We start from the raw sequence: 18,006 nt of genomic DNA, 5'->3' as shown, positions 1-18,006 counted from the left end.
GAGCGTGACCGACGCACCGAGAGAAGCCGAGATGGACACCGTCGCCGTTGTCTGGATGACCCTGCTGCTCGTCCTCGCCGCCATGATCGCGGCCCTCGCCCTGCCCCGCCGGCCCGTCGCGGGGGCGGCGCCGGCGGCCCGGGTCCCCTTGCCCCGGCGGGGACGTCCCGTCGTGCCCGCGGCCGCCGGCCGGGCCGAGCAGCTGGCCGCCGCCGCTCGAAACGCCGCCGAGACCGCGCGCCTGAGCCGGGAGTCCTGGGAGCAGGCGCAGGCCGAGGTCGACGCGACCTGGGCCGCCTTCGACGCCGCGGAGACCGAGGCCCGGCGGTGCCTGCGGGCCGCCGCCTTCCCGGTCCTCAAGCAGCGCCGCACCCGGGCCGAGATCGCCGACCGGGAACGCTTCCTGCACCGCAACGCCCTCGCCGCGTGCCGCCGCCGGGAGCTGTCGATCGCGCAGCTCAACGAGGCCCTCGCGCACCGCGGCGGCTGGAACGCCCGCAAGCACCCGGTCGCCCAGGAGGCCGCCCTGCGCTGGGCCGTGCGCGACCACCGCCAGGACCGATATCGGGCCGCCGTCGAACGCGAGCGGGCCGCCTGGCACGAGTCCGAGCAGGCCGCCGCCGTCCTGCGCAGCCTGCGCGCCGAGGCCCTGGCCGCGACCATGACCGCCGGCCGCGACATCAGTCCGGCCGGCCCGCGCCGCGCCGGGCTGCCCGCCGCCCGGCCCGCGAGGACGCCCGTGGCCGTGCACTGAGAGAGCCCGTCCATCGACGGTTGGGTGCTTGCGGCGCGGGGCACAAGCAGGACAGGTACCGTCACAGGGGCCCGGACGACCACTGGCAGGAGGCCGACGTGTCATTGACCCCGGCGGGTCGATCCCCCGCCGTGCGGATGCACCGCGCCGCGCGGATCGAGGATGCCGTGCACGAGATCATCGAGCGGCGGCTGCGGCAACGCGGCTGGCAGCCCGTGATCACGGCCTACACCGGCTACGGCGCCCCCGGGTGGGCGCGGGTCATGGCCCGGGTGGTGCTCACGCGCCGCCAGGAGGCGGCCAAGCGGCTGGAGAAGGTACGCGGCTGGCGCAGCTTCACCTCGTCGCCGGTGGACAACGCACCCGTACGCATCCAGATCGGCGACCAGGTCCACGAGACCCGCACCGACCGGAGCGGTTACGTCGACGCCCGCGTCCGCGGCGAGCTCGAGCCCGGCTGGGGCAAGGTGACGCTCACGACCGACGGCGCGCAGCCGGTCGAGGCGCCCATCCGCGTCGTCGACCCGGCGCAGAAGTTCGGCGTCATCAGCGACATCGACGACACGGTCATGGTCACCGCCCTGCCGCGTCCGCTGCTCGCCGCGTGGAACACCTTCGTCCTCGACGAGCACGCGCGCATCGCCGTGCCCGGCATGGCCGTCCTCTACGAGCGGCTGGTCACGGCCAACCCCGGCGCCCCCGTCTTCTATCTGTCGACCGGCGCCTGGAACGTCGCGCCGACCCTGAGCCGCTTCCTCTCCCGGCAGCTCTATCCGGCCGGGCCGCTGCTGCTCACCGACTGGGGCCCGACGCCGGACCGCTGGTTCCGCAGCGGCCAGGAGCACAAGCGCAACACCCTGGCCCGGCTCTCCGCGGAATTCCCGCACATCAAGTGGCTGCTGATCGGCGACGACGGCCAGCACGACCCGGAGATCTACTCCGAGTTCGCGCACGCCCACCCGGACAACGTCGCGGCCGTCGCCATCCGGCGGCTGTCGCCCACGCAGGCTGTCCTCGCCGGTGCCGTCCCGGGGCCCTCGGGCACCCCGGAGGCGGTCGGCTCGGGCGGCAAGACGTGGTTCAGCGCACCGGACGGCGCCGGCCTGTGGTCCCTGCTCCGGGACACCGACGTTGTCTGAGCCTCAGCCCTCGTCGATCGGCAGCACCACCCGATCGGCCTCGGCGACCCGCGCGTGCAGCCGCTCCCGGATCTCCTCCGGCGTGTATGCCCGCCGCTTCCGCTCCTGCCGGGCCAGCACAGCTCCCGTGGCGGCCACTCCCGCCAGTCCGGCCAGTCCCGCAATCTTCCACCAACGCATCAGCCGAGGATAGACACGTGGTTGCCGACATCAGTCTCGAAGACGCGATCGAACTCACGCGGACCGGCGACATCTGGATCTTCCGGGGCCGCTCGGGACCGGACCGGGCCATCCAGACCCTGACCAACAGCCCGGTCAACCACGTCGGCATGTCGATCGTCATCGAGGACATGCCGCCGCTGATGTGGCACGCCGAGCTGGGCAAGTCGCTGCCCGACATGTGGTCCGGCACCTTCCAGCGCGGGGTGCAGCTGCACGACCTGCGCGACGCGGTCACCGTCTGGGCCCACCGGTACGGCCAGCGAGGCTGGCTGCGTCAGCTGGAGCAGTCGGCGACCAAGGAGATGGAGGACCGGGCGCTGAAGACAGTGGCCCGGCTCGACGGCACGCCGTTCCCGTCGAGTGCGCAGCTGGCGTTCCGCTGGGCCCGCGGGCGGTTGCCGCAGGTGCGCCTGCCGTGGCAGGAGAGCGTCCCGGCCGACGCGACGCTGGAGACGGCCTACTGCGCCGAGGTCGTCGCCATCACGTACGAGGACATGGGGCTGCTGCCCCGCGGCCGGCGCCACGGGTGGTACGACCCGGGGCGCTTCTGGAGCGGGGACGACCTCGAGCTCGCCGACGGTTACCGCCTGAGCACCGAGATCGCCGTCCACACCCCGTAGCCCCGCCGCCGGTACCGCAAGCGTCACGGAGAAAGGTGCCGCAGGCGGCCCGGGAAAGGTGCCGCAGGCGGGCCGGGAGAGGTGCCGCAGGTGGGCCGGGGCCGCGGCGGCCGCGGCGGGTCCCGACGGAGCCGTGGCGCCGCCGGGACCGGAAGTGATCAGCGGCTGCGACGCCCCGCGCGGCTCGACGCCGAGAACGCGGCCGCACCGCCGCCCTGCTTGGCCTGCCCGCCGTCACCGCGCGGGGAAGGCGCCGCCGTGCGCGTGCCCTGACCCCGGCCACCGCCACTCTGCGCCCGGCCACCGGTCGGGCTCTGCGCCCGGCCACCGGTCGTCGCGGCGGCGCGGGTGCTGCGCGTCTCCTGCGTGCGCGGCGTGCCCGTCTCATGGGCCGCACCGGTCGCCCGGCCCGCGCCACCACGACGGCGGCGGGGACGGCCGGTCCGCGGGGCGGAGCCGTCCGCGGAGGACGTACCCGTGGATCGGGCCGGGCGACCCGCCGGAGCCGGCGCCGGGCCCGCCACCGCGGCCGCCGCCTCGGCCGGGTCGACGAACGTCCGCTCGCCGGGCGCGAGCCGCGTCAGCAGCGCGTCGCCGGGCCGGGTGCGGGTGGTCGTCGGCTTGATGCCGGCCTTGCGGGTGAGGTCGCGCACGTCGCCCTGCTGGTCGTCGGTCATCAGCGTGATGACCGTGCCCTCGGCGCCCGCGCGGGCGGTGCGGCCGGAGCGGTGCAGGTAGGCCTTGTGCTCGACCGGCGGGTCGGCGTGGATGACCAGCGCGACGTCGTCGACGTGGATGCCGCGGGCGGCGATGTCGGTGGCGACCAGCGTCGCGGCGCTGCCGTCGGAGAAGGCCGACAGGTTGCGGTTGCGGGCGTTCTGCGCGAGGTTGCCGTGCAGCTCGACCGCGGGCACGCCGGCCTGGATGAGCTGGCGGGTCAGCGTCTTGGCCCGGCGCTTGGTGCGGGTGAAGACGACGCTGCGCCCGGGCGCGGCGACCAGGTCGACCAGCACCGGGAAGCGGTCGTCGGCGCGGACGTGCAGCACGTGGTGGCTCATCTGCACCGGGGCCTCGGCGGCCGCGTCGACGTGGTGCGTGACGGGCCGGGGCAGGAAGCGCTTGACCAGCACGTCGATGCCGTTGTCGAGGGTCGCGGAGAAGAGCATCCGCTGGCCGGTGCGCGGGGTGGCGTCCATGAGCCGCCGGACGACGGGCAGGAAGCCCAGGTCGGCCATGTGGTCGGCCTCGTCGAGCACGGTGATCTCCACCGCGTCGAGCGAGGCGTGACCGTTGCGGATGTGGTCGTCGAGGCGGCCCGGGCAGGCGACCACGATGTCCACGCCGTTGCGCAGGCCGCGGATCTGCGGGTTGGCGCCCACCCCGCCGAAGATCGTGAGGGTACGCATCCCCATCGCCTCGGCCAGCGGGGCCAGCGTGGCGTCGATCTGGGTGGCCAGCTCGCGCGTCGGCGCCAGGATCAGCGCCCGGGGGCGGCCGGGGCGGCGCGGGGTCGTGGAGGCGGCGAGGCGCGCGACGACCGGGATGGCGAACGCGTAGGTCTTGCCGGAGCCGGTGCGGCCGCGGCCGAGCACGTCCCGCCCGGCCAGGGAGTCGGGCAGGGTGGCGGCCTGGATCGGGAACGGCGCGGTGATGCCGGACGCGGTCAGGACCGAGACGAGCTCGGCGGGCACGCCGAGGTCGGTGAACGAGGTCATCAGGTGGAGAACTCCAAAAGTCAGAGGGGTCGTGGCCCGCCCGGCGCGTCCTTAAACGATGTCGCGTTTCGACGCGTCCCTAAGTCGCTGCTCGCGGTGGCCGACCCGAAGGGCGAGATCAAGTGTACGCGGCCACGCACCGCAACCCGGCTGCACCCGAGTGTGACCCGAACTGCACTCAGCGAGCCGGACCGTATCTCCTCAGCGCCGGGATCTTGCCCCCCATCCGGCGGGACTTCGAGGAGAACCCCCATGAGCGATGTCGTCCAGGCCGATCGCCGCCGTGACAACCGTGAGAGCGGCGTCGGCGCCGACGGTTTCCCGGTGGACCGCCGCCGCGAGGACGTCGTCCGGGCGCACATGCCGCTGGTCGGTCACCTGGTCCGCGAGATGCTGGCCCGGGTGCCGGCCCACGTGAACCGCGACGACCTGCTCTCCGCCGGCTACGCCGCCCTCGTGGCCGCGGCCCGGGGCTTCGACGACGCGCGCGGGGTGCCGTTCGCCCGGTTCGCCGCCGCCCGGGTGCGCGGCGCGCTGCTGGACGAGCTGCGCGGTCTGGACTGGGCCAGCCGGTCGGTGCGCCAGCGGGCCCGGCGTACGGACTCCGCCCGCCAGGAGCTCACCGCCGAGCTGGGCCGCACCCCCACCGTCGCCGAGGTCGCCGCGCGGCTCGGCTGCTCGGTCGAGGACATCGAGTCCGCCGACGACGACGTGCAGCGCGCCGTGGTCTTCAGCCTGCAGGGCTTCGCCACGGCCGGCGCCGACGACATGGTGACCGAGCCGAGCCTCGGCCCCGAGGAGATGCTGATCCGCCGCGAGCGCCTGGGCTATCTGCGGCACGCCGTGGACGTCCTCCCGGAGCGTTTGCGCGCGGTGATCATCGGCTACTTCTTCGAGGAGCGCCCGATGGCCGCGATCGCCGCCGAGCTGGGCGTGACCGAGTCCCGCGTCTCCCAGCTCCGGGCCGAGGCGCTGTCGCTGCTCAAGGACGGCCTCAACACCCACCTCGACCCGGCGCTCGCCCAGCCGGCCAAGGAGGGCTGCGTGGCCCGCCGCCGGTCCGCCTACTACGAGCAGATCGGCAGCCGGGGCACCCTGCACGACCGCCTGGCCGTCACGACCCCCGACGGCCTGCCCCTGGTCGCCGCGGCCTGACCCGCGAGAGGTCCCCCGAGGGTTGCCTCGGGGGACCGCTGCTTCACGCGCTGGCGCAGGTGCCGGCCTTCTTCTGCGCCGCGATCGCCTTGTCGGCGCCCTTCGCGTAGAGGTCGAGGCCCTCCTTGGCGGGCTCGAGCTTCCACGCGTCGCCCTCGTAGACCATCGTGTAGGACTGCGCGTTCACCAGCTGCTTCGCGATGACGACCGCCTTGTCGGTGCCCTCCATGCGCGCGCTGGTCAGCGTGATGGCCAGCCCCTTGCGGGAGCAGGTCTCGTTGAGCTTGACGTAGTCGGTCTGGCTGATCGCCTGCTTGCCGGCCGAGGTGTACATGTCCCAGGCGCCGCCGAAGTCGCCGCCGCTGAACCGGTCGAACACGGTCTGCGCGGCGGCCTTGGCGCCCTCGAGGGTCTTCGGCTCCGGGCCGCCGGCCGCGGCGGCTGCGTTGCCGGCCGGAGTGTCGTCGTCGTCGGAGCAGGCTGCGGTGAAGGTGAGGGCGGCGGTGGCGGCGAGCACCAGCGCACCGGCGCGCCGGAAGGAGTGGCTGTGGTTCATGACCCGGTTAATGGCGCACGGGGCCCGCACGTAACGGCCGCAGGCGTGTCCTGACGGATTCCTGACAGGTCGTCACCGCGAGCGGCATGAGCTATTGTTCTGGCTTTGCGGGAAACACAAAAAGCGCCCACGAAGGGGCGCTGACCTGCCGAATGTTACCACAGCGAGGAGCGACCTTGTCAAGCTCCGCCGACGACATCACGTCGGAACAGGACCACCTGACGACCCTCTACCGCCGTCTCGACGTGCTGCGGGACGAGGCGGCCGAGCGGCTGCGCCTCATCCTGCTCGAGGGTGGCGGCACCCCGCAGGGCCGCGAGCAGCGGGAGGCCATGCGCGGTCACTGGACCGAGCAGGTCGCCCAGATGAACGCCGTGGAGAACGGCCTGTGCTTCGGCCGCCTCGACTTCGCGGATCAGGCGGAGAGCCCCCGCTACATCGGCCGCATCGGACTGTTCGCCGAGGACCGCGACCTCGACCCGCTCCTCGTCGACTGGCGGGCCCCGGCGGCCCGGCCGTTCTATCTGGCCACCGCCGTGTCGCCCGACGGCGTGACCCGCCGGCGCCACCTGCGCACCAAGGGCCGCAAGCTGATCGGCGTCGACGACGAGGTGCTCGACCTGGCCGCCGGCCGGCCCAGCGGCCGCGAGGACGTCACCGGCGAGGCCGCGCTGCTGTCGGCGCTCAACGCCGGGCGCACGGGCCGGATGCGCGACATCGTCGAGACCATCCAGGCCGAGCAGGACGAGGTCATCCGGTCCGGCCTCGAGGGCGTCATGGTGGTGCAGGGCGGCCCCGGCACCGGCAAGACCGCCGTGGCGCTGCACCGGGCGGCGTACCTGCTCTACACCCATCGGGCCTCGCTCACCCGCAGCGGCGTGCTGATCCTGGGTCCGAACGCGACGTTCCTGCGCTACATCTCCCAGGTGCTCCCGACGCTGGCCGAGACCGGTGTGCTGCTGGCCACCCTCGGCGACATGTTCCCGGGCGTGGTGGCGCGCGGCACCGAGACCCCGGCGGCGGCCGAGATCAAGGGCCGCCTGTCCATGCTGGACGTGCTGGCCAAGGCGGTCGCCGACCGGCAGGCCGTGCCCGGCGACTTCGTGGAGGTCGACCACGACGGCTACCCGCTGCGCATCGAGCGGGCCGTCTGCGAGGACGCCCGGGCGGCGGCCCGCCGGACCGGCCGGCCGCACAATGTGGCCCGGCAAGTCTTCGTCACCGAGGCCATCCACGCTCTGTCACTGCAGATCGCCGAGCGCATCGGCACCGACCCGCTCGGCGGCGAGAACCTGCTGGAGGAGGCCGACCTCGCCGAGACGCGGCGCGAGTTGCGCGAGGATCTGGACGTACAGCAGGCGCTTTTCGATCTCTGGCCCGTCCTGACGCCGCGGCAGGTGCTGCGCGACCTGCTCAGCGACGCCGACCGGCTGCAGTCGGCGGCCGTCGAGCTCAGCTCGGAGGAGCGCGACCTGCTGCTGCGCGCCCGCGAGGCCCGCTGGACCCCGGCCGACGTCCCGCTGCTCGACGAGCTGGCCGAACTGCTCGGCGTCGACGACACGCTGCGCGCCCGCCAGGCCGCCCAGGAGCGCCGCGAGGCCATCGAGTACGCCGAGGGTGTGCTCGAGATCGTCGAAGGCTCCCGCTCGCTGGACTTCGAGGACGACGCCGAGGAGGAGGTGCTGTCCGCCATCGACGTCGTCGACGCGAGCGCCTTCGTCGAGCGCCACGAGGTCCTCGACACGCGCACCGCCGCCGAGCGCGCGGCCGCCGACCGTACGTGGGTCTTCGGTCACGTGATCGTCGACGAGGCCCAGGAGCTCTCCCCGATGGCGTGGCGCCTCCTGATGCGCCGCAACCCGAGCCGCTCGATGACCGTCGTCGGCGACGTCGCCCAGACCGGCGACCTGGCCGGCACGACCACGTGGGACCAGGTCTTCGAGCCGTACGTCGCCCAGCGCTGGCGCCTCACCGAGCTCACCGTCAACTACCGCACCCCGGCCGAGGTCATGGCGGTCGCCGCGGACGTCCTCGCCTCGGTCGACCCGTCCCTCACCCCGCCCCGCTCGGTCCGCGAGTCGGGCGTCACCCCGTGGGCGCGCCGGGTGCAGCCGCCCACCCTCGCCGAAGACCTGATTGCCACCGTACGGTCGGAAGCCGCGCAGGTCGACGACGGCCGCGTGGGCGTCCTCGTCCCCGCCGCCCTCGAGCAGTCCCTCGGCGAGGCCCTGATCGCGGCGGTGCCGGGCGCAGCCGTCGGCGAACAGCCCGACCTGCTCAACCACATCGTCCTGATGACCGTGAAACAGGCCAAGGGTCTCGAGTTCGACAGCGTCCTCGTGGTCGAGCCGGACGCCATCATCGCCGAGAGCCCGCGCGGCCTGAGCGACCTCTACGTGGCAGTGACCCGCGCGACGCGTCGCCTCGGCGTGCTGCACACGGCCGACCTGCCCAAGGAGCTCAACTCCCTGGCGTGACAACGGCAGCAGAGGCCGGTGCTGTGCGGGCCGGCCTCTGACCGCCTTCGTACCAGGCAGCAAGTAGCGGCAGGATCAGCCGCAGATCATCGCCGTCCACCACCGCGCCGGCCGCCGCCCGAGCCGGCCCGGTCGCATTGAAGGCGACGGCGAACCCGGCCGCGGCGAAGAGCGGCAAATCCGAGCGGCTGTCCCCGACGGCCGCGCAGCGAGACGGATCCACACCCAGCTCGGCGGCCACCCCGAGGGCGAAATCCCGCTTGTCGATCTCGTCGAAGTGGTGTGCGACGGCGCCGTTGTACCGGCCGTCCACCACCTCCAGGCGGGGGCCGCAGGACCGGTCGAAGCCGAAAGAGTCCCGCAGGTGGTCGCCCCCGCTGGTCAGTCTGACGGAAAAACGGAGCAGCCGCGGGCTGTCCTGTGGACAACCCGCGGCTGGGGACAAGCTTGCGCGTCAGGCGGCGGTCATGCCGTAGGCGTTGGTGAGGGCGAGGCGGGAGCGGAGGCTCGTGTTGCCGGCGATCTGGTCGAAGTAGGCGCCGCGGCGGCGGGCGACGATGCTGTCCGGGTTCTCCGGGATCGGGGCCAGGTGCGGGTCGAGGTGGGTGTTGAGGCCGTCCTTGAGCAGGGACAGGGCCTCGGCGCGGAGCTGGGAGACGCGGGACTCGGTGACGCCCAGGTCGGCGGCGATGTCCGCCATGGGGCGCTCCTTGAGGAAGTACTCGTTGATGACGTACTGGAGGCGCTCGGGCAGCGAGTCGATCGCGTGGTGCAGGTAGCCGATCTGCTCGCGGCGCAGCAGCATGTCCTCGGGGCCGGGGGCGCGCTCGGTGACCAGGTCGTCGGCGCTGCTGGTGGTGAAGCCCTGCAGCGACAGGACGGTGGCGCGCTGCACGTCGTTGTCGGTCTGGTTGAGGTCGGTCGTCGTGGTGCCCAGGGCCTGCGCCAGCTCGTCGGCGGTGGGCGTGCGGCCGAGGGCGACCGTCAGGCTCTGGCGGGTGGCGTCGGTCTGGCGCGCCTTGGTCCGCACCGAGCGGGTCGCCCAGTCCAGCGAGCGCAGCTCGTCGAGGATGGCGCCGCGGATGCGCGTGGTCGCGAAGCGGTTGAAGGGGATGCCGCGGTTCGGGTCCCAGCCCTGGGCGGCGGTCACGAGCGCGTGCAGGCCGGCGCTGGTGAGGTCGTCGCGGTGGATGTGGTTGGGGATGCGGCTGAGCATGTCGCGCACGAGGTGCCCGACGAGCGGCATGTGCTGACGGATCAGCTCCTCCTGCTCGGCGGCGGACAGCACGGCGATGGCGGTCGTGGTGTCGGCGGTGAGGTCGGCAGCGATCGTCATGGTGCTGGTCATGTGAAGTCCCCCGTGTGCTGGTCGGTGGCCCGGCGGTGGGCCGTACCGGCTGACACGAGTAATTTCGGTGACCAGGGGTGACCGCTCGAGTCGCTCTGAGTTGCCGCCTGGTTGCTTCGTCACTTCCCCTCAAGTGCCGCCCCGCACGGCCCCCACAGGCCCCCTCAGGCCCGGAGCGTCGAGCGCTCAAGCGCGGGCGGTCGGGCGTGAGCGTTCAGCTCCAGTCGCGGGCGAGGTCCCAGACGAAGCGGTCCGGGGCGAACGCCTCCGCGTAGCGCACCCGGGCCTGGGCGCCGAAGTGGCGGGCCGTGGCGGTGGGCAGTTCCGGGTCGTCGGTGACGGTCAGCTTCGTGCTCAGGTACGGGGTGATGTCCACGAACAGCGACGGCTCGAACCGCAGCGTCGACTCGCCGTTGTAGAACAGCACCCGGCTGCTGTGCCGCGCGGCCGCGACCGTGGACTCGGCGGCGGCCCGGCGGTCGGCGTCCCGGTCCTCGGGCGCGTGGACGTAGATGACGTCGGCGTCGACCCCGGTGAGCACGTTCTCGATGGCGGCCGTGACGGGCGGGGCCTCCGTACGCTGGCGCCGGTCGGGTCCGTTCCGCGGGTGCGTCCGCCGGTCCCGGTGCCGGCGCTCGGCCGCGTCGGGACCCCACACGAGCAGGCAGTCGAGCGCCTTCGCGGCTTCCTCGGCCCGGCGCGTCGACGCGGCCTCGGGCCCGTCGCAGGACAGCACGAGCATGGTCACGGAGTCCCCGGCGGCCCGGTGCGCGGCGAGGGTGCCGCCGATGGCCAGCTCGAGGTCGCCGGGGTGCGCCCCCACGGCCAGCACACTGCGGCTCACGACTGCCTCCCGTCCGTACCGCTCATCCCTGTGGTTCCGGCCGCCGTTCCGGCATCAGCCGAACGCCCCGCGCCGTTCCCGGCAACCGCCGGGCCGGCCGCGACGTGGGCCGGGCCGGGTGCGGCGAGCGCCGGGCGACGCGTCAGGAACGCGGCTCCCGCCACCAGCAGACTCAGCAGCAGGGCACCCAGCTGACCGCCGCCCAGCGCGGTGAGCGCGGCGACGGCTCCGGCGGCGGCGGCCGTGCTCATCGAGATGAGCACGACGCGGCCGGTCCGCGACGTGGGGACGCGCAGCATGTGGGCTACCTCCGCGGCGTACGAGGGCATCGCTGAAGGGGGTTCCGGCGACGCTGAGTGTCCATCGGTCGCCGGGGTCACCGCTTGAGAACTCGGGAAAGTGCTTTTCCTCCCCGCGCGGATGTTGCGGGACTGCGGCACGGTGGAGCGCATGGACCTCTCCGACACCGGGACGACCGTCGACCTCATCGCCGGGCTCGCGTTGCTGGCCGGGGTGATCGGCGTCGTCGTGCCGGTCCTGCCCGGGCTGCTGCTCTGCTGGGCGGCGGTCCTCTTCTGGGCGCTGCTCGGCGACGCGGACGGCGGGCGCTGGCTGGTCCTCGTCCTCGCCACCGCGATCGCCGCCGGCGGCACGGTCGTCAAGTATCTGTGGCCCGGGCGCCGCCTGAAGGAGACCGGCGTCCCGACGTCCTCGCTGATCGCCGGCGGGCTGCTGGGGCTGGTGGGATTCTTCGTGGTGCCGGTGGTCGGGCTGGTGCTCGGGTTCGTGCTCGGGGTCTATCTGGCCGAGGCCCGGCGCCTGGGGGGCAACCGGGCCTGGCCTTCCACGCGCAGCGCGCTGGGGGCGGTCGGGCTCTCCATGCTCGTCGAGCTGGCCGCGGCCCTGGGCATCGGCGTCCTGTGGCTCTTCGGCCTGCTCTGGACCTGACCCCCGACGGGAAAGCTGACCGCCGCGGCGAGGGAGAGGCCGCGGGTCAGTAGAACGCTTGCGGGCGGCGGCGCACCCGGCGACGGACGCGGCGGCGGCGCTGGGTGAGCAGGAGGAGCAGCGGGGTGGCGGCCAGGACGACGGCGATCGTCGCGGCGAGGGCCAGGGTGGCCTTGGTGTCCGAGGCGGCGGGGCGGGCGGCGGCCGGGGCCGGCTTGTCCTTCGCAGCGGGCACCGGGGCGGCGCTCGCGTCGGCGGCCGTACCCTCGGCGTCCTGGCCGTCCGGGGCGACCAGCTTGCCCACCGACGCGTCCTTGGGCAGCGAGAAGCCCCAGTCGAGCAGGGCCGCGCCCTGCTCGGGACCGCGCAGCGGATTGGACTCGGCGCCCAGCAGCGTCGCGACCAGGCGGCGGCCGTTGCGCTGGGCCGCGCCGACGTAGGAATGGCGGGCCAGCTGGGTGAAGCCGGTCTTCCCGCCGAGCGCCCCCGGATAGTCGAAGATCAGGCGATTCTCGTTCTGGATCTGGAATCCGCCCTGCTTGAGCTGTTTCTGCGCCGGGATCTGCGTGGCCTTCGTCAGCGCGTACTTGCCGAAGTCGGGGTACGAGAACACCTGCCGAGCGATCAGCGCGAGATCGTATGCGCTCGTGAACTGCCCGGGTCCGTCCAGGCCGGAGGGGGTCACCGCATGCGTCTGGTACGCACCCAGCCGTTTCGCCTCCGCATTCATCGCCGCCACTGTGGCTTCCACTCCGCCGGTGCCGCCGCCGAGCCGGGCGAGCGCGTTGGCGGCCTCGTTGCCGGACTGCAGAATCAGTCCGAGCCAGAGCGTGGCAATGGTGTAGCGGCCGCCCTTCAGCAGCCCCACGGCGGAGCTCCCGGGCTCGATGGCGAGGTCGCCCTCGGTCACCGTGATGGTCCTTTTCGGGTCGAGCTTCGGCATCACCGTCGCGGCGAGCAGGAGCTTCTGCACGCTGGCCGGCGTCTGGTAGACGTGCGGCCCGCACCCGCCCAGCACCTCGCCGGTGTCCAGATCGGCGACCAGCCACGTGGTGGCGGTCAGCGCCGGCGGCTTCTTCACCCCGTCCGGCACGACGAGCCCGTCGGTCGCCAGCGCGTCCCCGCCGACGGCCCGCAGCACCGGATCGTCCGCCGGGGGCTTCGGCCGCGGGGGGCGCCCGGCCGGGGGCTTCACGTCCGGCTTCGGGCACGGCACGTCGGCCTTGGCCGCGTAAGCAGCCGGCCGGCCCGGAAGCGCGCCGGTGGGCCCGGAAAGCGTGGCGGCCTGGGCGGGCGGGCTGCTCAGGGGCGAGAACGCGGTGCTCGCCCCGAGGGCGAGCGCGGCGAGGGCGGCCACGACGCGGCGCCGGGTCGTGGGGAGGGTTCTGCCAAACGTCACTGCCGGACGGCTCCTGCGGTCGGGCGGCGCTCTGGCGGGAACGCCATGGGGATCAACTCGCCACTCTCGGCACGCGCGGCCCGCTTGGGGGAGCGGGTCGGCGGGAAGGTGGCGTCCATGGCCCGACACTAACGGCATCCCCGCGCCGGTGCCCACCTGCTGTGAGCATGACGGCCCGGCCGTAACCAACAGCCGCCGGCGGATGATGTTCCTGGTTCCGGCGACGACTCGCGGGCCCACGCGGCCCGTCCCGCCCGCGCCGGCACCGCGGCCATCCCACGTCGGCGCCGGGCCGATCCCGCGCCGGCGCACGGGCCGATCCCGCGCCGGCGCACGGGCCGATCGCGGGCCGGCCCCGCGCCGATTCGGCGCAAAAGGCGGCCGCAATTTCCCGGGCGCCGGGCCGCAGCAATTGACCCGGCTCGGCATGATTCTGTGAAATTGGCCGGAACTGTTGCGCCGCCGGCCGTTCACGCGCCAGACTGAGCGCGTTCTTCGGATTGAGGGTTATTCGGGGCCTACCTCGACCGGTGGGACGCCGGGGCTCACCGCCGCGGTCTTGTCCGCGCTGAATAGACCTCATTGCACTCAGGAGTCGTTATGGCGCGGCAGGTAATCACCACCCTCATCGACGACCTCGATGGAAAGCCGGCCGATCGGACGGTCGAGTTCAGCCTCGACGGCACGGCTTACACCATCGACCTTTCCGAGGCGAATGCCGGAAAGCTGCGCAAGGCGCTGGACCCGTACATCAGCGCGGGCACCCGGGTCGGCCGGGCCGGCTCGGCGCGGGCGCTGTCCCGCCCCGCCCCGGTGCGCACCGCGGGCAGCCGCGACGAGAACAGGCTGATCCGCGAGTGGGCCGTCCAGCACGGCCACCAGATCTCCGAGCGGGGCCGCATCCCGCAGAGCGTGAGCAGCGCCTACCGCGCAGCCCACGCCCGCTGACGCAGCTCAACCCCGCTGACGCAGCTCAAGCCCGCTGACGAGGAAGGCTGCTCTCAGGGCGGCCTTCGATCGCGGGAGCGGTTCCGTGAGGCGGAGAGGCGGAGAGGCGGGGCAGGAGAGGCGGAGGGGAACCTCGCGCACCTGTGCCCGGCCGGCCGGGCGCGGGAGGTCGCTCAGTCGGCCTGGGCGCGGGAGGTCGCCCAGCCGGCCCGGGGTGCGGGAGTCGCACAGCCGGCCGGGGCACGGAAGGTCGCCCACCGGAGGCAACACGGGCGGAGCCGAATGCCGCGCGGACATGAGCCGGATGCCGCACGAGCACGGCCGGATCACGCCGGGCCGGGATCGGAATCGTCGTCCCGGCCGAGCCGGCGCCGGCCCGGAGATGGCGCCGGGAACGAACGAGCGCCGGAGCGCCCCGGCGATAGCCGTGGCAAACGCTGCGCATCGAAGCGGGCGCTATCGGTAAGCGCCGCCCCCCGCGCGATGCCGTTCTCCATGATCTTTCCGGGCGACTGGGAAACCTCGTCCGGAAACGGCACCCGGAAACGGCGGCGGCCGGGAACAATGGGCCGCTTCCGGTGCCATTGCACGAAGTACTGAACGAAAAGGCTAGGACTTCCGCAGCGCCGGCAGCATCCCGGCGACCGTTTCCAGCACGTCTTCCGACCCGGCGTACCAGCTCGACTCGCGCGGCCAGTGCGTCACCACGTCGGTGAAGCCGAGCTCCGCCGCCCGGCCGACCGCGTCCTCGAACGCCCGCGCGCTGCTGAGCGAGTAGACCGGCGAGGAGTCCAGGCTGAGATAGCGGTCGGGGCCCGGGCGGCCCGCGTCGGCGAGGGCCGCGTCGAAGCGGGCGGACGCCTCGGCCACGGACTTCCACCAGGCGGTCTCGTCGTCGGTGAACATCGCGCCCGTGGTCGCCCAGCCGTCACCGTGCCGGGCCGCCAGCCGCAGGCCCCGGGGCCCGTTGGCGGCGACGATCAGCGGCGGCCGGGGCTGCTGCACGGGTCCGGGCAGCGTACGGGCGTCGACGGCCGAGTAGTAGGCACCCTCGAACGACACGTGGTCCGACGTGAGCAGCCGCGAATAGAGCCCGAGGAACTCCTCGAACCGGTCGACGCGCTCGCGGGGCGTGAGCGGGGGAGTGCCGAGGACACCGGCGTCGAATCCGGTGGCGCCCGCGCCGACGCCGAGCAGCAGCCGGCCGGCGGAGATGTCGTCCAGTGCGAGGGTCTCCCGGGCGAAGTGCACCGGATGCCGGAAGTTCGGCGACGCCACCCAGGTGCCCAGGCGGATGCGGCTGGTCCGGGCGGCGGCCGCGGTCAGGGTCGGCACGGCGTCGAACCACGGGCCGTCCACGAGGTCACGCCAGCCGAGGTGGTCGTACGTCCAGGCGTGGTCGAAGCCGTACCGCTCCGCCCGCTCCCAGCGCTCGCCCGCCACGGCCCACCGCTGGTCAGGAAGAATCACGATGCCGATGCGCACCGGGCGACCGTACCCCAGCAGTTGATCAAGCCCCGCGCGGCCCGGCGGCGGAGATAGAGCCCAGCGGAAGCGGAGGCCGCGGCAGAAAGCCGGCGGCGGGTCAGGCCGTGCGCAGGCCGCTGCCGGACGTCGCCGTCGCCGCCGCGTCGAAGGCGGAGAGCGCGCGCACGAGATCGGCCCGCCGCGCCGGCGGCATCCGCTCGAGGATCTCGGCCAGCGCGGCCCGGCGCCGGTCACGCAGCTCCTCCAGCAGCTTGCGGGCGGCGGGCGTGGGCAGCAGGCGCACCTCGCGGCGGTCGCGCGGGTCGGGGACGCGGCGCAGGAGGCCGGTTGCCTCGAGCCGGTCGCACAGGCGGCTCGCCGACGAGGGGACGACGTCCAGGGCCTCGGCCAGCCGGCTCATGTTGGTGTCGTCGTTGCGCGAGATGATCGTGAGCACGCGCAGCTGGGCCGGGGGTACGGCGGGCGACTGGGCGAGCCGGGCGCTCTCGAAGACGCCCAGCAGCGATTCCACCGCCGGCTCGACCGCCGCGGCGACGTCGGTGACGCGCTCCATGCCAGGTCCTCGGGACGCAGGGACTGAAGAGGGGGAATCCCCCGGTACCCGTTCGCCGCCGGTTTGAAGCGTCATCGCCTCCAGTCGAGGCAGACGGTGACCGCGTCGTCGTCGGGTTCCCGCCCCGCGTGGTAATCGCGGAGGTCGCGCATCACCGTACCGACTGCCTCGGTGGCGGGCTGCAGCCGCGTCCGGCGCAAGGCGTTCAGCAGGGCGGTTTCCCCGTACGGGGGACGACCGCCCGGCGCCGCCTCGTGCACCCCGTCACTGACGATCAACAGCCGGTCACCGGGCTCGAGGCTGAACCGCTGCGTCTCGTACCGCGTCTCGCTGAACATGCCGAGGGGCAACTGCTGCTCCAGGCGTACGGGCACGATGTCGCGGTCCCGGGCGATGAGCGCGCGCGGTGACCCGGCGTCGACCGCCTCCACGTGGCCCGCGACGAGATCCACCTCGAGCAGCAGCGTCGCCACGTGGGCGGCCCCGCCGTACCGGGCGTAGACCGCGTCGGAGGCCAGCTCGGCCTGCTCGACGATGTTCGCCCCGGAGCGCCTCGCGTTGCGCATGGCGTTGACGGCGACGGTCGTCAGCACGGCCGCGTCCAGCCCGTCGCCGTCGCCGTTGAGGACGGTCACGGTGAGCCGGTCGCCGGTGAGGGCCCAGTCGAAGTGGTCGCCCAGGACCGCGTACGCGGGCTCGAGCTGCCCCGCGACCAGGAAGCGCCCGTCGCCCAGCGACCGGCCCGGCAGCAGCTCCCACTGCAGCTCGGCGGCCATGGTCAGCCGTTGCAGGCGGCTCACCCGGCGATAGCGGTCGGTCACGATGTCGGCGGCCCGGAGCGCCAGCGCGAGTTCGCCCGCCACCGGGAGCAGCGGCTCAACGTCGGCCGGGGCGGACAGCTCGACCTCGAGGACGCCGAGGCGCTCGCCCCACACCGTGAGCGGGAGATAGGTGCGATTGCCGTCGAGCACCGGCTGCTGACTGCCGAAGCAGCGCTGGGCGAGGGGGTCGCCGACCGGCCCGTCCGCGTCGAGCACCGGCTGCAGCCCGGTCAGGGTGAGATCACCCAGCAGCACCTCGACCCGGCCGGCGGCGTGATGCCGGCGCAGATGCTCGGCCGTCACCTCGGGCAGCCGGTCGGGCGGCGCCGCGCGCAGCAGCGCTCCCACGGGCGTCGGACGGTCGGACACGCGGCCCTCGCTCTCCTGCGATCCTGTGAACCACGGCAATATTTGCCGTAGAGCAAAGATGATAGAAGGAGCGCCACGGGCCACGGCGCAGGGTCACGCGTCAGCGCGCCCCGGCGAAGGCCTTCTCGAAGTGGATCAAGCTGCCCCGGCGCGGGGTCGACTGCATGCGGACGTTCTCGCTCAGCGCCTTGATGAGGAACAGCCCGCGCCCGTTGTCGCCGCCCTGGGCGGGATCCGGGACGGCGTCGGCGTCGAAGCCCGCGCCGTTGTCGCTGACGTCGATCGAGCACCGGTCCGCGGCCACGTCGAGCCGCACCTCGATGCTGTTCGCGCCGTCCGCGTGCCGCACCACGTTGGCGCACGCCTCGGTGAGCGCGATCTCGAGGTCCTCGCCGGCCTCCCGGTCGACCTCGAACACCGCCAGCGCGCACCGCAGCATCTTGCGCACGGCCGGGACGCTGTCCGCCTCCCGGGGCAGGTTCAGGTTCAGTGAGAAGCGCATCGCCCCGCCCCCTCCGATCTGGTCCACCGACGGACCGTCATGTTCCCTGTGCTCGCCGCGCCTAACCCAAGCTGTGACCCACACCCGGCGGAGAAATCTCTCCCGGAAGTTCCTGTTATCCCTGTCCGTACGCGCCCGTCTCCCTTTC

Annotated in this window: 19 protein-coding genes; 7 read left to right on the top strand and 12 right to left on the bottom strand. The window is 73.6% G+C overall.

The features are described from left to right. Positions 1 to 31 precede the first annotated feature (31 nt). Positions 32 to 754: a hypothetical protein gene (locus tag RAN62_RS23655; RefSeq protein WP_305786915.1), complete on the top strand. Its 723-nt coding sequence runs from the start codon at positions 32 to 34 to the stop codon at positions 752 to 754. Positions 755 to 891: 137 nt separating this feature from the next. Continuing rightward, the gene (locus RAN62_RS23650) at positions 892 to 1,893 is read left to right on the top strand and encodes an App1 family protein phosphatidate phosphatase (protein WP_305786944.1); all 1,002 of its coding nucleotides are present in this window, start codon (positions 892 to 894) and stop codon (positions 1,891 to 1,893) included. 3 nt (positions 1,894 to 1,896) lie between these two features. Here the strand turns inward: RAN62_RS23650 and RAN62_RS23645 are convergent, their stop codons facing one another. Further along, positions 1,897 to 2,073, bottom strand: coding sequence for a hypothetical protein (locus RAN62_RS23645; protein ID WP_305786914.1), 177 nt, complete (start codon positions 2,071 to 2,073; stop codon positions 1,897 to 1,899). 17 nt (positions 2,074 to 2,090) lie between these two features. On the opposite strand from RAN62_RS23645, the gene RAN62_RS23640 reads away from it, so the two are divergent. Further along, a complete protein-coding gene (locus RAN62_RS23640; RefSeq protein WP_305786913.1) occupies positions 2,091 to 2,735 on the top strand; it encodes a hypothetical protein in 645 nt (214 codons plus the stop codon). A gap of 158 nt (positions 2,736 to 2,893) precedes the next feature. Here the strand turns inward: RAN62_RS23640 and RAN62_RS23635 are convergent, their stop codons facing one another. Next, positions 2,894 to 4,450, bottom strand: a complete 1,557-nt coding sequence (locus RAN62_RS23635; protein ID WP_305786912.1) for a DEAD/DEAH box helicase — start codon at positions 4,448 to 4,450, stop codon at positions 2,894 to 2,896. A 252-nt stretch (positions 4,451 to 4,702) separates the two neighbouring features. Here RAN62_RS23635 and RAN62_RS23630 point away from each other — a divergent pair, with 252 nt between their 5' ends. After that, on the top strand, positions 4,703 to 5,605 hold the full coding sequence (locus RAN62_RS23630) for a sigma-70 family RNA polymerase sigma factor (RefSeq protein ID WP_305786911.1): 903 nt from the start codon (positions 4,703 to 4,705) through the stop codon (positions 5,603 to 5,605). Between the two features lie 43 nt (positions 5,606 to 5,648). On the opposite strand, the gene RAN62_RS23625 is transcribed toward RAN62_RS23630, so the two are convergent. Further along, positions 5,649 to 6,161 carry a hypothetical protein gene (locus RAN62_RS23625; RefSeq protein WP_305786910.1) on the bottom strand — a complete coding sequence of 171 codons (513 nt, stop codon included), beginning with the start codon at positions 6,159 to 6,161 and terminating at the stop codon, positions 5,649 to 5,651. A gap of 152 nt (positions 6,162 to 6,313) precedes the next feature. Between RAN62_RS23625 and RAN62_RS23620 the strand changes: the two genes are divergently transcribed. Next, positions 6,314 to 8,638 (top strand): HelD family protein, encoded by a 2,325-nt coding sequence (locus tag RAN62_RS23620; protein ID WP_305786909.1) that lies wholly within the window; start codon positions 6,314 to 6,316, stop codon positions 8,636 to 8,638. On the opposite strand, the gene RAN62_RS23615 is transcribed toward RAN62_RS23620, so the two are convergent. The 4 genes from RAN62_RS23615 to RAN62_RS23600 form a co-directional block, all read right to left on the bottom strand. Further along, a complete protein-coding gene (locus tag RAN62_RS23615; protein ID WP_305786908.1) occupies positions 8,622 to 8,951 on the bottom strand; it encodes an HAD hydrolase family protein in 330 nt (109 codons plus the stop codon). The genes RAN62_RS23620 and RAN62_RS23615 overlap by 17 nt on opposite strands. Before the next feature lie 141 nt (positions 8,952 to 9,092). Next, on the bottom strand, positions 9,093 to 9,986 hold the full coding sequence (locus RAN62_RS23610; RefSeq protein ID WP_305786907.1) for a sigma-70 family RNA polymerase sigma factor: 894 nt from the start codon (positions 9,984 to 9,986) through the stop codon (positions 9,093 to 9,095). A gap of 214 nt (positions 9,987 to 10,200) precedes the next feature. Next, positions 10,201 to 10,830, bottom strand: coding sequence for a PIG-L deacetylase family protein (locus RAN62_RS23605; RefSeq protein WP_305786906.1), 630 nt, complete (start codon positions 10,828 to 10,830; stop codon positions 10,201 to 10,203). Next, positions 10,827 to 11,129 carry a hypothetical protein gene (locus RAN62_RS23600; RefSeq protein ID WP_305786905.1) on the bottom strand — a complete coding sequence of 101 codons (303 nt, stop codon included), beginning with the start codon at positions 11,127 to 11,129 and terminating at the stop codon, positions 10,827 to 10,829. The genes RAN62_RS23605 and RAN62_RS23600 overlap by 4 nt, the downstream gene beginning before the upstream one ends. A gap of 151 nt (positions 11,130 to 11,280) precedes the next feature. Between RAN62_RS23600 and RAN62_RS23595 the strand changes: the two genes are divergently transcribed. Continuing rightward, on the top strand, positions 11,281 to 11,778 hold the full coding sequence (locus tag RAN62_RS23595; RefSeq protein ID WP_305786904.1) for a DUF456 domain-containing protein: 498 nt from the start codon (positions 11,281 to 11,283) through the stop codon (positions 11,776 to 11,778). 46 nt (positions 11,779 to 11,824) lie between these two features. On the opposite strand, the gene RAN62_RS23590 is transcribed toward RAN62_RS23595, so the two are convergent. Then, positions 11,825 to 13,177, bottom strand: a complete 1,353-nt coding sequence (locus RAN62_RS23590) for a D-alanyl-D-alanine carboxypeptidase family protein (protein ID WP_305786903.1) — start codon at positions 13,175 to 13,177, stop codon at positions 11,825 to 11,827. A gap of 600 nt (positions 13,178 to 13,777) precedes the next feature. On the opposite strand from RAN62_RS23590, the gene RAN62_RS23585 reads away from it, so the two are divergent. After that, complete coding sequence (locus tag RAN62_RS23585) at positions 13,778 to 14,125, top strand: histone-like nucleoid-structuring protein Lsr2 (protein WP_305786902.1); 348 nt, start codon at positions 13,778 to 13,780, stop codon at positions 14,123 to 14,125. A gap of 609 nt (positions 14,126 to 14,734) precedes the next feature. On the opposite strand, the gene RAN62_RS23580 is transcribed toward RAN62_RS23585, so the two are convergent. From RAN62_RS23580 to RAN62_RS23565, 4 genes are all read right to left on the bottom strand, one after another. Next, complete coding sequence (locus RAN62_RS23580; RefSeq protein ID WP_305786901.1) at positions 14,735 to 15,610, bottom strand: LLM class flavin-dependent oxidoreductase; 876 nt, start codon at positions 15,608 to 15,610, stop codon at positions 14,735 to 14,737. Positions 15,611 to 15,710: 100 nt separating this feature from the next. Then, positions 15,711 to 16,166: a MarR family winged helix-turn-helix transcriptional regulator gene (locus tag RAN62_RS23575; protein ID WP_305786900.1), complete on the bottom strand. Its 456-nt coding sequence runs from the start codon at positions 16,164 to 16,166 to the stop codon at positions 15,711 to 15,713. A gap of 71 nt (positions 16,167 to 16,237) precedes the next feature. Then, complete coding sequence (locus tag RAN62_RS23570) at positions 16,238 to 17,356, bottom strand: PP2C family protein-serine/threonine phosphatase (protein ID WP_305786899.1); 1,119 nt, start codon at positions 17,354 to 17,356, stop codon at positions 16,238 to 16,240. 100 nt (positions 17,357 to 17,456) lie between these two features. Beyond that, complete coding sequence (locus tag RAN62_RS23565; protein ID WP_305786898.1) at positions 17,457 to 17,885, bottom strand: ATP-binding protein; 429 nt, start codon at positions 17,883 to 17,885, stop codon at positions 17,457 to 17,459. Between the last annotated feature and the right edge of the window lie 121 nt (positions 17,886 to 18,006).

It is taken from the genome of Symbioplanes lichenis, assembly GCF_030709675.1.
GTDB classification, from domain to species: Bacteria; Actinomycetota; Actinomycetes; order Mycobacteriales; family Micromonosporaceae; genus Actinoplanes; species Actinoplanes lichenis.
The sequence above is the reverse complement of the archived record's forward strand: the minus strand, read 5'-3'. Positions and strand labels throughout refer to the sequence as shown.